Annotated in this window: 10 protein-coding genes; 5 read left to right on the top strand and 5 right to left on the bottom strand. The window is 64.5% G+C overall.

Features of this window, described 5'->3' with window-relative positions; all coding sequences use genetic code 11:
* Positions 1 to 650: 650 nt before the first annotated feature.
* Together M3I53_RS07970 and M3I53_RS07965 are read left to right on the top strand one after the other, a co-directional pair.
* The gene (locus M3I53_RS07970; protein WP_254315416.1) at positions 651 to 956 is read left to right on the top strand and encodes a DUF4148 domain-containing protein; all 306 of its coding nucleotides are present in this window, start codon (positions 651 to 653) and stop codon (positions 954 to 956) included.
* A gap of 303 nt (positions 957 to 1,259) precedes the next feature.
* Positions 1,260 to 1,619, top strand: a complete 360-nt coding sequence (locus tag M3I53_RS07965) for a septal ring lytic transglycosylase RlpA family protein (protein WP_254315415.1) — start codon at positions 1,260 to 1,262, stop codon at positions 1,617 to 1,619.
* Between the two features lie 74 nt (positions 1,620 to 1,693).
* On the opposite strand, the gene M3I53_RS07960 is transcribed toward M3I53_RS07965, so the two are convergent.
* From M3I53_RS07960 to M3I53_RS07940, 5 genes are read right to left on the bottom strand one after another with little or no spacing between them, the layout of a single operon-like run.
* Positions 1,694 to 2,998, bottom strand: a complete 1,305-nt coding sequence (locus tag M3I53_RS07960; protein ID WP_254315414.1) for an MFS transporter — start codon at positions 2,996 to 2,998, stop codon at positions 1,694 to 1,696.
* Positions 2,999 to 3,044: 46 nt separating this feature from the next.
* Positions 3,045 to 3,644 (bottom strand): peroxidase-related enzyme, encoded by a 600-nt coding sequence (locus M3I53_RS07955; RefSeq protein WP_254315413.1) that lies wholly within the window; start codon positions 3,642 to 3,644, stop codon positions 3,045 to 3,047.
* Positions 3,641 to 4,153, bottom strand: coding sequence for a CMD domain-containing protein (locus tag M3I53_RS07950; RefSeq protein ID WP_254315412.1), 513 nt, complete (start codon positions 4,151 to 4,153; stop codon positions 3,641 to 3,643). The genes M3I53_RS07955 and M3I53_RS07950 overlap by 4 nt, the downstream gene beginning before the upstream one ends.
* 32 nt (positions 4,154 to 4,185) lie before the next feature.
* Positions 4,186 to 5,655: an NAD(P)/FAD-dependent oxidoreductase gene (locus M3I53_RS07945; protein WP_254315411.1), complete on the bottom strand. Its 1,470-nt coding sequence runs from the start codon at positions 5,653 to 5,655 to the stop codon at positions 4,186 to 4,188.
* On the bottom strand, positions 5,655 to 6,632 hold the full coding sequence (locus M3I53_RS07940) for a LysR family transcriptional regulator (RefSeq protein ID WP_254315410.1): 978 nt from the start codon (positions 6,630 to 6,632) through the stop codon (positions 5,655 to 5,657). The genes M3I53_RS07945 and M3I53_RS07940 overlap by 1 nt, the downstream gene beginning before the upstream one ends.
* Before the next feature lie 1,037 nt (positions 6,633 to 7,669).
* Here M3I53_RS07940 and M3I53_RS07935 point away from each other — a divergent pair.
* From M3I53_RS07935 to M3I53_RS07925, 3 genes are read left to right on the top strand one after another with little or no spacing between them, the layout of a single operon-like run.
* Positions 7,670 to 8,956 carry an efflux RND transporter periplasmic adaptor subunit gene (locus M3I53_RS07935; RefSeq protein ID WP_375542479.1) on the top strand — a complete coding sequence of 429 codons (1,287 nt, stop codon included), beginning with the start codon at positions 7,670 to 7,672 and terminating at the stop codon, positions 8,954 to 8,956.
* Between the two features lie 11 nt (positions 8,957 to 8,967).
* Positions 8,968 to 12,186: an efflux RND transporter permease subunit gene (locus M3I53_RS07930; protein ID WP_254315409.1), complete on the top strand. Its 3,219-nt coding sequence runs from the start codon at positions 8,968 to 8,970 to the stop codon at positions 12,184 to 12,186.
* A gap of 1 nt (position 12,187) precedes the next feature.
* Entirely contained in the window at positions 12,188 to 13,681 is a 1,494-nt protein-coding gene (locus tag M3I53_RS07925) for an efflux transporter outer membrane subunit (protein ID WP_254315408.1), read from the top strand.
* Positions 13,682 to 14,096: the final 415 nt, after the last annotated feature.

Raw genomic sequence — 14,096 nt, 5'->3', positions numbered from 1 at the left:
GTACCTGGCCGACTGCCGCGCGCCGCGGCGGGCCTGTTGGCGATTGCCCAACATCGACCGGCCAGGTGATGGTCGCGCCCAGACTCGCATCGCCGCGATGCACGTGGGGAAGGGCGCCGCGCGGATCGCTCCCGGATGGCATGACATCTGCATAACGTGCTGCAGGCGGCTTGGCGCTTGACCGTTCCGGCATCCGTCCTGCTCAGGGAAACCCCGTCGGCGACGGTTGCTACCAACGCTGAGCGCCCAAGGACACATGGAGCGCGCGAGCGCTGCGGATGCAATCGGGAGGCTGACGTGGACCCAACCTGGCTGGGTATGGCTGCCGGCACGGTGGCGCTTGCGATCGCTGTTGCCGGCGTGACGGCGCACTACCTCCGTGAGCGCCGCCGCGCCGATTTTCTGCGCAATTTCGATCACCACGCATGGTGGCAGCGGACCCACGGAGCGGCCTGCGCTTCGGGGGGATTCGATACAGGCCGCTGGGCAGCGCAAACAAGAACATGGCGGACACAACGAACGGGGAATCAAGCCTCCATCGAGTAATGGAGGCCAGCGGGGGCGCGGGAAAATTAGCGGGAGCGTACTGAACCTGCGCATCGGTTCAAGCTTGTCGCACCCTACGTGGCAATCGTTAGAGGAACCTCATCATGAAATCTCTTGGTAAAACCTTCGTTATCCTTACCATCATGGCTGCTCCGGCTGTCTCGTTTGCACAATCGAACAGCGCCGTGACGCCTGAGCAGGTCCGCGCCGAGCTTATCCAGCTCGAACAGGCGGGCTACCGCCCAGGCGACGGCGACAACACCAACTATCCAGCCGACATTCAGGCTGCCGAAGCGCGCGTGGCCGCGCAGAACGGCGCGAGCGGTTATGGGGGGATGGCAGGCAGTGCCTCGTCTTCCGGTGCGCCCACCGCCGGTGACGGCATGAAGCCGATTTACTTCGGCCAATAAGTCCCGGTGGTGACGAGCCCCTTCCTCAGCATCGAGGGGCTCTTTTCGGGGATCTGCCGCGAAATGAGGGCCGCACTTACGAGCCCGTTGCATGAAACCTGCAAAATTGCCAGGATTTTATGTCGACCGGGCATGCGGTATGCTCTGCCTCTTCGAGAACGTTGAGCCATCGCTCATTCGACTGACATGTGGTCCATCACGCCATCACTGCGCTATTTGAGTGTTTTCGCAATCTGTGCGTTATTCACAGCGTGCGGACAGATGGCGTCCCGGCAAGCCGCGTGCAGGGATGAGGCCTGTCATATGCGGCACGAGGTGATTCAGTCCGGCGAGGCATCCTGGTACGCGGAGAAGTTCCAGGGCCATGAGACCGCAAACGGAGAACGCTTCAACACCGGCGAATTCACTGCTGCCCATCGAACCCTGCCGCTCGGCAGCTATGTGCGCGTCAGATCGGTGGCAACCGGAAAGTCGGTCGTGGTGCGCATCAACGATCGCGGCCCCTACGTCAAAGGCCGGATCATCGATCTGTCGTATGCCGCGGCGAAGGCGCTGGGACTCACCGACGCACGGTCGATGCAAGTGCAGATCGAGCGTGTAGGGAACACGTCGAACGCACAGACGGCCTCGGACGGCGACGGAATCCTGACGACCGGAAGGTGACGTGAGGGGCCGCGTCACGGCATGCTCCAGTCGCCGCATCCTCGCCCCCCTTCAACCCGGAAAAGCGCGCTGCCTCACCCGATGGTTTGAGCGGCGTTTGCGCTGCCCTGCCTGAAATGACCGGGCTTCAGCGCCACAACGGCCACGAGGCTGAGCGCGATGCCGATCATCACGTAGAGCACCGGTGCCAGCGGCGAGCCCGTCAGCATGATGAGCCAGGTCACGAAGGTCTGCGCAAAGCCGCCAAAGATCAGGACGACGACGTTATTGACCACCGCGAGCGAGGTCGCGCGCGTGCGCTTGGGGAACATCTCGGCGAGCGTCGTGCAGTAGACGCCGAGGAAGGTCGCACTCAACACGCCAATCACGATCTGAGCGACGAGGAGCCGGGAGACGGACGGCGCCGCCACGATCCACGCATAGAGCGGATAGATCGCCAGGAGGTAGGCGCCCAGCGAGCCGATCAGCAGCGTCTTGCGGTCGTAGCGGTCGGAGAGCGCGCCCGCGATCGGCGTGACGATCAGCATGACGATGGCCGCGATCATTTGCACCATGAAGCTTTCCGAAACGGGCAGCTTGAGCACCTGCTTCGCATAGGTGACCGTGTAGCCGAACGTGACGTAGAACGTGACGGTGCTCGCGACCACCATGCCCATCCCGATCAGATAGTCGGAGAGTCCGCGCTTGACGGCGGCCGCTTCGGTTGCGCGGGTGTGCGGCGTTGCGTGGATGCGCGCATAGGTTTCGGTTGCGTGGCGGCGCAGGTAGATGGTCAGCGGCGCGATGAGCAGGCCCACCGCGAACGGGATGCGCCACGCGCCGGCGAGTTGCTGCTCGGGCGTGAACACCTGCGTGACCACCATGCCGAGCGCGGCGCCAAGCATCGTCGACATGAGTTGCCCGCTCATCTGCCACGAGCCGTAGAAGCCCGTGCGATTCGGCGGCGCCAGTTCGATCAGGAACGCGGTCGACGTGCCGAATTCGCCGCCTATCGAAAACCCTTGCAGCAACCGGGCCGCGAGCATCAGGAGCGGCGCGGCGAGACCGGCCGTGGCATACGTCGGCGCGAAGGTCATGATCGCGGCGGCCAGCGCCATGATGCCCATGCCGAGCGTCATGGCCGCCTTGCGGCCATACGTGTCCCCGTAGAGACCGAGCAGCACGCCGCCCACGGGCCGCATGAAAAAGCCCGCGCCGAACAGGGCCGTGGTCAGCAGGATCGCGTTCAGATCCCCGCCCGCCGCGCCGTGCGAGGCCGGAAAGAACAGCTTGCTGATGATCGGCGTCATCGCGGCGAAGATGGTGAAGTCGAACCACTCCATCGCATTGGCCAGCACGGCGGCCACGATGACAGGCTTGATGCCAGATTGAGTGCCCATCGGCGATCCCCGGGTATTGGTTGAAGGACGGTCCAGCGTTGGTCGGTCAGGAGGCGGGTATCGGCTCGGGAAACACGGGTTCGCCGAGATTGAGCATCAGGCGGTTCGCCCACGCGAAAATGGCAATCGAATGGATCAGGTCGAGAATTTCAACGTCCGTTAGACCGGCCTCGCGCAATGCCTGCAACTGGGGCGCCTCTATCTCGTTCGGGTGCTCGGTCAACGCGGCCGAGAAGCGGGCGATCGCCTCTTCGCGCTTTGTCGTGCCGGCGCTGTGAGGATCGGCGAACACCTGCCTGATCACGTCGTTGCGCCTGGCAAGCTGCTCGAAACGCTGGGCGTGCACCGACGCGCAATACACGCAGCCGTTGAGCCGCGAAACCACGGTGGTCGAGAGTTCACGTTCCGCGCGGGGCAAGCCGCCGGGCGCGTACATGATTGCGTTGAACGCCGCGGAGCGCTGCCGGAGGATTTCGGGCTGATGGACGAGAAACCGGTAGTAGTCCGAGGCTTTGGCCTTGGGATGGCTTTCCTCGAGAACGGCGATCTGACCTGTGGTGGCCTGGTCGAGGTCGACAACGTCGAGCCACGCCTCCCATTCGAGCGATTCGTTCGTGAAGCCGTGCGATCGGATAACGTCGCTCATGATGCGCGCTCCAGCTGTTTGAGGGCTTGCAGACCCGCGACGAGGCGCGTCTGGTACGACAGAAAGGCGATCAGCTGTGCGAGCGCGACGACAGCCGGCGTCGTCAGGCCGGCGGCGGGCAGCGTCTGCAGCGCGGCCTTGTCGCCGGCGACCGGATTTTCGATCAGCGTGCGCGTGAACGTGAGGATCGCGCGGAGGCGCGGCGCAGGGAGATCCTCGGGCGCGCCCGTTTCCACGGCGGCGAGCGTCGCTGCATCGACTTCGTGCGCGGCCAGTTCCGCGCGGTAGTGGGCCGCGAGCGCCGGTGAGGGCGCGAGGCGGCTCGCGTAGAGCGCGACGAGCAGCCGCTCGACCAGCGTGAGGCCTTCCAGCGTGGGGTCGAACAGCGCGTCGTAGCTGCCCTGCGTCGCTTCCACTACCTTGGCGCGCTGGTGCCGCAACGCATGCGTGCCCGAGTCGGGCGCCAGCCCGGCAACGCGATCGACGATGTCGTCAGTGTCGTATGTCATGGTCAACTCCGGAAAACTGCAGATTCACGCGCTCATTTCGCTTCGCGCTCGGCGAGGGCCGAAGGCGGTGGCGCGGGCGTCCATTCGTCGCCTTCGATTTCCGGCTCGGCGAAGGCCTCCATATTGGCGTAATGCAATTCGACATCCTCTCGATAGAAGGTCGCGGCAAGCCCTTGTGCGAGCCGCTTCGCACCATCGCTGACAGCCGGAATATCGCCCGACAGTGCGCCGTGCGAGAGCGTCGCGGGCGCGCAAAAGCAGTGGATGCGTTGGAGTCCGGGACACGCGCCGGGCGTCTTTTCCTGGAACTCGAACACCGGTCCGAGGTCGGGCGAATCGGCGAGCTCGACGTCGTCGTCGCCGGCAGGCGCCGCGTAGCGGTCTTTCCACGCACGGACGTGGCGGGCAAACGGTGCGAATTCGGGGCGGCTCGCCAGATCGATACGAAAGCCCGTTGCGAACACCAGGAAGTCCAGTGCGAAGTCGCCTTTGGGCGTGCTGACGTGCAGTTCGTCGTCCACCCGTTCGATAGCGGTGATCGGCGCACCGAGGTTGAAGCGGGCGTTGGCGTGGCGCGACACGCGCAGCGTACTGCCGCGCGGCGGCGGCACCTGCTGCACGTTGATGTAGTGGCGGATGCGCCACTTCCAGTCATCGGGCAGCGCGACATGGCCGTGCGTGAGGCCCGGATTGCCGGCACCCTTGCCTTTGTTGATGCGCGGGATGTCCGTGCGGCGGATCAGGAGGTCGACCGAGGCCGCACCGGCTTCGAGCGCGGTGGCCGCGCTGTCCATCGCCGATGCACCCGCGCCGATTACGCCGACGCGCTTGCCGCGCAGCGTGCCATAGCCCATGACATCGGAAGAGTGGGCGTAGAAGCGGCGCGGCAGATCGCGCACGAAGGCCGGCACGGCAGGGCCGCCCAGGCCGTCGCGGCCCGTCGCGAGGACGACGTGGCGCGCATGGACGGTCTCGCTGCCGGCGGCGCTCGTGACGGACAGCGCGACACTGCCGTTCTCGCATGGCGTAATGGCGGTCACGCGGTGTTCGTTGCGCACGTCGATGTCGAGCACATCGCGATACCAGCGCAGATAGTCCATCCATTGCAGGCGCGGAATCTTGTCGAGCGCGTCCCACGCCTGCCCGCCGAACTGCGCTTCGAACCATGCGCGGAACGTGAGCGAGGGCAGGCCGAGCGCGGGGCCGGTCAGCTGTTTCGGAGAGCGTAATGTTTCCATGCGCGCGGTGGTGGCCCATGGGCCTTCGAAGCCGCGCGGCGACTGATCGAAAATCACGGCGTCGATGCCGAGATGGCCGAGCGCGGCGGCCAGCGCAAGCCCGGCCATGCCGCCTCCCACGATCGCCACGTCGATCAAGGGCCGGCCGTCGAGGGTGCGTTCGGGGATCCAGCGCTTCGCGGGCAGTTCGAGCCACGCGAGATCCTCGCGCAGACGGGCTTCGAGCGCGGCGAGACCTGCGGACGATGGGGTGGTCGGATTCATTACGGCAACGATTCCTTGGTGGCGGGCAGATCGCCGTACAGCGACTGCAGGACTTGGGCGTGCTCGGCGCTCGCGCGCAGCGCGAAATCGGGCAGCACGGTGCGGGCTGCTTCGGCGAGCGCGTCGATGAGCGTCACGGCCGAGGGGGGCAGCGCGATGGCGTCGCGCGAGATCACGCCGAAGAAATACGGAATGTCGGCGTCGATCGGGCGGATCGCGACGCCGGCCAGCGGCATGCCGTACGCCGTGACCGGTTCGAGCACCGAGATGCCGAGACCGGCGCGAACCGCGGTCAGCGCGTTCATCGACGAATTCGTCTCGATCAGTCCCGCCGGCGAAACATCCGCCTGCGCGAACGCATGATCGAGCCGGCGGCGCAGGCGATACGGGTTCTGCATCGTGACGATGCGCCGGCCCTCGCAGGCCGTTATCGGCAGCCGCTCGCAGCGCGCTAGCGGATCGTCGTCGCGCAGCGCCGCAACGCACGCGGATTGCCCGATCCAGTGCACGACCACGCCGCGATGTTCAAGCGGCAGGCTCGCCACGCCAATGTCGGCCGCGCCGGTGAGGACATCGTGCACGACCTGTTCGGGAGGGATGCTGCGCAGCTGGATCGTCTGCGCAGTCGCAGCGAGATCGGTGCGCGCGAGCGCGACGGGCACGAGCCCGGCGGCGAGGGCGGACGTCGCGGCAATGCGCAGCGGCCTGCCTTCTCCGCGGCCGATTTGTCCGGCGCGCTTGCGTATCTGTTGCACGCCCGTCAGCACGTGCTCGACGTCCTCATAGAGCAGGATGCCTTGCTCGGTCGGGGTGACGCGCGGGCCGTTGCGCGTGAACAGCGCATAGCCGACCTCGGTTTCGAGCTCCTGGATCAACCGCGTGATCGCTGGCTGCGAGCGCCCGAGCAGGCGGCCGGCGGCGGTGACGCTGCCGGTCGTGACCACTGCGGCGAAGGCTTCGAGCTGGCGTAGTTCCATCTTCCGGTCGATATTGGGATGCACAAGAATTCGTAAATCACATTCTGACGCTGTAAGAATGCGTTTTCCAAATAATTGATCTTTATATCGTTATTCCGGAAGAGGGGTTTCCCCTAACGAGGGGCAGTGGTATCGGGTCGGTGGCCTTAGGTTGGCATGCGACCTACACTCTTTGAGACGGCGACGGGATGGTGATCAAGGCTTCGTCGATCATGCGCCAGTCGCGTTTTGGCAGAACCTTCGGGAGACCGCCATGAAGATCCTGTTGCTAGTGGCTTGCTTAATGATCAGTTCAAGCGCATTTGCGGAATGCGCGACCAACAACCGAGGACGAACAGTGTGTGGCAATGGGTCTTCCGCGGGCGGTTATAACCGGAATACCGGCACCGCCTGGACATCCCAGACGAATCAGAATGGTGTCCGGACGACCCAAAACAATCGTGGTGGCGAAGCGAAAACGGCGAACGGAAAGGGCGTCGCGCGAGGGCCCGGGGGCACCACCTGTTATCGCACAGCGAATAGTCACGGTTGCAATTGACAGCATCGGGCCACGCTCCCCGCGTGGCTTTCAACTTCAACGGTTGAGCGAAGTCCCTTAGCCGGTTTGCGCCGGCCTTCTGAGCTGGGCTTGCCGCGTGGCGGTTGCCCTGACAACCGCTGCGTCCTCGCCGTGAACAGACAAAAGGCGTGCTTGGCGGGATATCGGACCAAAGTCCCATTGTTTTTGCTCTGGACGGCTACCAAACTTGACGACTACAAGCGCCGCGCGGCCCTCAACCAGAGAATAAAAAATCATTCCGGTGTTCGCGCAATTCATCGGGACGCGTTGTATCGAGGAAGTCATAACCGGCGTGGGCAATTGTCCGGGAGCGGCAAGTCGGGGTGGCCCCGTCCTGCCTCAACCGGCGCCGCGTCCAGCGTAGTGTGTGGATCCTTGATGATCCGGATCGCGAACAGTAAGCGGGCAACGAAGAGGTGACCATGGCGCGCACGGACCGGGGCGATGCGCGGGTCCGGCGCGTTGCGGGAGGCCATTCATGAGCGGACCGTTTTTTCCCGAGCATCGACCGTTACTCCCGCTTGCGGCGCGCCGGGACCGCCTGCCGCTAATCTTCGTCGCCATTGCGCTGATGCTCTTCGCCGGCTGCAAGAAGGCATCGGGGCCGCCGGCGCTCGGCGCACCGGAAGTCACGGTGATGACGGTCACGGCTCAGGACACCCCGGTCCAGCTCGAGTTCACCGCGCAAACGCAGAGTTCGCGCGAAGTCGAAATTCGTGCGCGCGTGGACGGCTTTCTCGACCGGCGGACCTACTCCGAAGGCGACAAGGTGAAGGCCGGCCAGACGATGTTCCTGATGGATCCGAAGCCGTTTCAGGCCGTGCTGCAGACGGCGCGGGGCGAGCTTGCGCAGCAGCAGGCGCGGCTCACGGTAGCGCAGCAGAATCTTGCCCGCGTCAAGCCGCTCGCCGCGCAACAGGCATTGAGCCAGAAGGATCTCGACGATGCGGTCGGCAACGAGAAGCAGGCCCAGGCCGCGGTGATTTCCGCGCAAGGGCAGGTGGAGACCGCGGAACTCAACCTCGGCTACACGACGATCAAATCGCCGCTGGATGGCCTCGCGAGCTATGCAAGACAGCAGGACGGCAGCTATCTGATCGCCAATTCATCTGGTCTCCTTACTTTCGTCTATCAGCTCGATCCGATCTGGGTGAACTTCAGCATTTCCGAGAACGAAATGCTGCACTTTCAGGACGAGATTGCGGCGGGCAAGCTGCTGTTCCCGCCGCATAGCGAATTCGTGGTGGCCGTGATCCTCGCCGACGGCACGGAATTTCCGCAGCACGGCACCATCAGCTTCGCGAACCCGGCGTTCAGCACCGACACGGGCACGTTCCTCGTGCGGGCCTCGCTCGCGAACCCGAAGGGTACGCTGCGGCCCGGGCAGTTCGTGCGCGCGCGCGTGTCGGGCGCCACGCGGCCGAATGCCATCCTCGTGCCGCAACGCTCGGTGCTGCAAGGCGCGAAGAGCCACTTCGTCTGGGTCGTGGACAACGAGTCGAAGGCAAAACAGCGAGTCGTCGAGGTCGGCGACTGGAGCGGCGACAACTGGTTCATCAACGACGGTCTGAAAGCCGGCGAGCGCATCGTGGTGGACGGCGCGATCCGCGTCGTGGCCGACGTGCCGCTCAAGGTCGCCGGAACGCTCCCCTCGACGCAGACCGGCGGCAAGACGGTCGTGGAGAAGGGCGGCGCATCGGCGCCACAGGTGAGCGGGGGCGAGCGAGCGGCGGCGCCGGCCAAAACCGGTGCCGCGTCGCAGTAAGGGGCGACTCGATGAACATCTCGCACTTCTGCATCGACCGGCCGATCTTCGCTTCCGTCATCTCGATCGTGATCACGCTCGGCGGCGCGTTGACGATGCTCGCGCTGCCCATCGCGCAGTATCCGGACGTCACACCGCCGCAAATCACGGTCTCCGCGACCTACCCGGGGGCCAGCGCTGACGTCGTGGCGAACAATGTGGCCGCGCCGATCGAGCAACAGGTCAACGGTTCGGACAACATGATCTACATGTATTCGTCCGGTTCGTCGACCGGCAACTACACGCTCAACGTGTTCTTCGGGATCGGCACCAATCCGGAGCTCGCCCAGGTCGACGTGCAGAACCGCGTGAACCTCGCGCTGCCGCAGCTGCCCCAGCAGGTTCAGTCGCAGGGCGTGCAGGTCCAGAAGAAGTCGAACGCCTTCATGATGGTGATCGCGATCTATTCGCCGGACGAGCGCTTCGATCCAACTTATATCGCGAATTACGCGAACGTCTACGTGCTCGACACGATCAAGCGGATTCCGGGCGCGAACCAGTCGTCGATCTTTGGCACTCCGGACTATGCAATGCGGATCTGGTTGAAACCCGATCGCATGGCGCAGCTCGGCATCACCGCAGGCGACGTGCAGAACGCCGTACGCGGCCAGAACCAGCAATTCGCGGTCGGCACCGTCGGCCAGGCGCCGACCGGCGACCCGGTCGAGCAGTCGTTCGCGGTGACGACCACCGGGCGGCTCGCGACGGCCGCCGAGTTCGACAACATCATCATCCGCGCAGCGAGCAACGGCGCGGCGATCGTCCGCCTGAAAGACATCGGCCGGGCCGAGCTGGGACAGAAGAGCTATTCGAACCGCACCACCTACCAGGGCAAGCCGGCAACGATCATCGCGGTCTACCAGCAGCCGGGCGCGAATGCGCTCGACGTCTCGAAGCAGGTGCGCGAGACGCTCGCGGAGCTCAAGACTTCATTTCCCGAAGGGCTCGACTATCAGGTCGCGATGGACACGACGGAATTCACGCGTGCGTCGATCGCCGACGTGGTCCATACGTTCTTCGAAGCGCTCGTGCTGGTGGTGATCGTCGTGTACGTGTTTCTGCAGAGCCTGCGCGCGACGCTCATTCCGGTGCTGGCCGTGCCGGTGTCGATCGTCGGCACGGCGATGGGGATGGCGGCGCTGGGCTTTTCGATCAACATGCTGACGTTGTTCGGGATGGTGCTCGCCATCGGCATCGTCGTGGACGACGCGATCGTCGTGATCGAAAACGTCGAGCGCAACATGACCGTCTTCAAGCTCAGCCCGAAAGATGCGGCCAAGCGGGCGATGGACGAGGTGTCGGGCCCGGTCATCGCCATCGTGCTCGTCATGTGCGCCGTGTTCGTGCCGGTAGCGTTCCTTGGCGGCATCACCGGACAGTTGTACAAGCAGTTCGCGATCACGATTGCGATCTCGGTGGTGTTCTCGGGCATCGTGGCGCTCACGCTGTCGCCTGCGCTTGCCGCCATCCTGCTCAAGCCCACGCACCATGAGAAAAAGGGCTTCTTCCGGTGGTTCGACCATCAGTTCGAGCGGATGACGGCCGGCTACGGGCGCGCCGTGCAGTTCATGATCCGGCGCTACGTGTTGGGCCTTCTTGTTTTCGGGGCCGTCATCGTGCTCGCCGTCATGATGGGGAAGTCGATTCCAGGCGCTTTCCTGCCGCCCGAGGACCAGGGCTATCTGCTTGGCGCGATCGTCATGCCCGACGCCGCGAGCCTCGACCGGACCGCGGACGTGGGCGACAAGGTCACCGACTATTTCATGAAGCAGCCCGCAGTCAGCAGTATCACGATCGTGAACGGCTTCAGCTTGCTGGACAGCCAGAACAAGAACAACGCGGGCACGTTCTTCGTAGGCCTAAGGGGTTTCGACGAACGGTACAAGTTCTCGAACATCAGGGAGCAAAATGCGCGTGCGGTGCTGATCAAGGCATACGAAACGCTCTCGAAAATTCAGGAGGGCCTCGTCATCCCGGTGAATCCGCCGTCCATTCCGGGTCTCGGTACGACGGGCGGCAGCGAGATGTGGATCGAAAGTCACGGGGACGGCTCGATTCAGCAGCTTGCGGGCGTCGTGCAGGACTTCATGGCGAAGGCGAGGGCGCGCCCCGAGCTGACCGGCGTGACGTCGACGTTCAACGCGAGTTCGCAGCAGCTGCTCGTGAACGTCGACCGCGACCAGGCGGAGACGCTCGGCGTGCCGGTCGAAGAGGTGTACAGCGCGATGCAGACGATGTTCGGCTCGCTCTACGTCTCGCAGTTCAACAAGGACGCACGGCTCTGGCAGGTGATAATTCAGGCCGATCCGCGCTACCGGCTCACGCCCGCCGACCTCGACCAGATCTACGTGCGCAGCCGCTCGAACAACATGGTGCCGATCAAGGCGGTGATGACTTACAAGTACGTCACGGGCCCCGATCTGATCACGCGCTTCAACAACTTCCCGGCGGTGAAGATTACGGCCAACGCGGCGCCGGGCTACAGCTCGGGCCAGGTAATCGGCACCTTGAAGGAACTCGCGGCGCAGATGCCGCCGGGCTACGCCGTCGGGTGGAGCGGGGAGGCGTTCGAGGAGATCAAGTCGGGTTCGGCCGGGGGGCTCGTGTTCGTGTTCGGGATCGTCATGGTGTTCCTGATCCTCGCCGCGCAATACGAGAAGTGGTCGCTGCCGCTCGGCGTGCTCATGGCGGTGCCATTCGCGCTGTTCGGTGCGCTGCTCGCGATCCTGCTGCGAGGCCTGAACAACGACGTGTACTTCCAGATCGGGCTGACCATGCTGATCGCGCTCGCCGCGAAGAACGCGATCCTGATCTTCGAGTTCGCGGTCCTGAACCGGGAGACGGGCAAGACGCCGTACGACGCCGCGCTCGTCGCCGCGGAAGAGCGCCTGCGGCCGATCGTGATGACGTCGCTTGCGTTCATCCTCGGCTGTGTGCCGCTCGCCATCGCGCTCGGCGCCTCGCAAAACAGCCGTCATTCGATCGGTACCGGTGTGATCGGCGGGATGCTGGGTGCCACCGCGATCGCTGTGTTCTTCATTCCAATGTTCTACTGGGGGATCGAGTCGCTTGGCTCGCGTAAGGGCGGCGGCAAGGAAACTCCCAAGCCGGATAGCGAAACGCCGCCACCGGCTTCGGGCGGTCCCGGGTCGCCGACCGTCACGCCGTCTGCCCGTCATGAGGACGACTGACATGCGTGCCGCAGCCTTCACGCGCGTCGCTGCGCCAGTCCTGCTCATCGGCTTGCTCAACGGCTGTCTGCTCGGGCCCAACTACGAGCGGCCGAAAGTGGACGTGCCGGCAACGTACCGGTTTGCGTACCCGGACGTGGCCGACGTCGCCAACACCACGTGGTGGGAGCAGTTCGACGACCCGGTGCTGAACGACCTGGTGAAGACCGCGCTCGAGAACAACCTCAACGTGAAACAGGCGGCCGCGCGTGTCGGCGAGTTCATGGGCCAGTTCGTGAGCACGCGTTCGGCGCTGTTTCCGCAGGCGAGCGCAGGTTTCAGCGCGGCGCGCGAGCGCGCATCGCAGAATGGCCCGACGCCGATACCGGCCGGCGTCTCGCCGGTCTTCAACGAGTACCAGGCGAGCATATCGGCCTTCTGGACCATCGACCTGTTTGGCCAGGTACGCCGCGAGACGGAGGCCGCGCGTGCCAACGTGAACGTGGCCGAACAGGGCCGCCGCGCGACGATCCTGACGCTCGTCGCATCGGTCGCGACGTCCTATATCACGCTGCGCAGCCTCGACGCGCAGCTCGAAATCGCGAAGAGCACAACGGAGAGTCGCGCCGATTCCGTGCATGTGTTCACGCTGCGCCAGCAGTTCGGGCAGACCTCGGATATGGAACTTGCCCAGAGCCAGTCCGACTATGCGGCGACGAAGGCGACCATCCCGCAATTCGAGCAGCAGATCGCACAGCAGGAAGACGCGCTCTCGGTGCTGCTCGGCAGCAATCCGGAGCCGATCCTGCGCGGCCGCGCGCTGGTGGAGCTTTCTACGCCCGCCGTGCCTGAGGGCATGCCGTCAGACCTGCTCGAACGCCGCCCGGACCTGCTGCAGGCCGAGCAGAATCTGGTTGCGCAAAATGCGCTGATTGGCGCGGCACGCGCGCTGTATTTCCCGCAGATCTCGCTCACGGGGCTGTTCGGCTCGGCCAGCACGCAGTTCTCCAGTCTCTTCACCGGACCTGCGCGGGTGTGGTCGTTTGCTGGCTCGGCCATGATGCCGATCTTCGCGGGCGGCAATATCTACGGTCAGAACAAGCAGGCCGAGGCGCGTCAGCAAGAGGCGTTGTTCGCCTACGAAAATGCGATCAAGGTGGCGTTCCAGCAGGTCGACGACGCGCTGGTCTCGGTGCAGAAGTCACGCGAGCAGTTCGAGATCCAGAGCCAGCAGGTCGACTCGCTGCGCAAGTACCTGCGGCTCGCGCGGCTGCGTTACGAGGGCGGCTATACGAGCTACCTGGAGGTGCTCGACGCCGAGCGCAATCTGTTCAGCGCGGAGTTGCAGCAAACGCAGACCCGGGCCGCGACGCTGACGAACCTCGTCAACCTCTACATGGCGATGGGCGGCGGCTGGGTCGTGCAGGCCGAGCAGATGAGCGTGCCGCAACCGGCGAGCGGAACACCTCCGGCGCAGCCCGCTACGCCGGAACCCGTTGCGCAGGTGCCGCAGTGATCCTCGGGGGCTTGTGGGTGCTGGCGACTGCAAGCGCCGGCCCAGGCAGGTGTCGTTGACCAGCAAATGGATGAAAGGCGCTGAGAGAGTCGGATCGCGCGGAGAGTGGTGCTGGAAACGTGGCTATCCTTTATTTAACATAATGCAAATTATCAATCTTTTGGGGTGTACGGGCTAAGTTGTAGTGTCCGCTTTTAGCCAAGTTCAGATGTCCGCTTTTTGGACGATCGTAAGCTAACAGATCGCTGGGAATCCAGTGTTTGGGAGCTTTAATGGCGGCAACAGAACGGATAACAATGACGATGCGCGAGCTGGACAGATTGAAGCTCATTCAGGACGTGGTGGACGCACGGCTCAAGCCGCTGCGCGCAGCGCAGCGGCTCGGGCTGACGACCCGGCAGATTCGCCGGCTGGT

It is taken from the genome of Paraburkholderia sp. CNPSo 3272, from assembly GCF_024206495.1.
Taxonomy (GTDB): Bacteria; Pseudomonadota; Gammaproteobacteria; order Burkholderiales; family Burkholderiaceae; genus Paraburkholderia.
The sequence above is the reverse complement of the archived record's forward strand: the minus strand, read 5'-3'. Positions and strand labels throughout refer to the sequence as shown.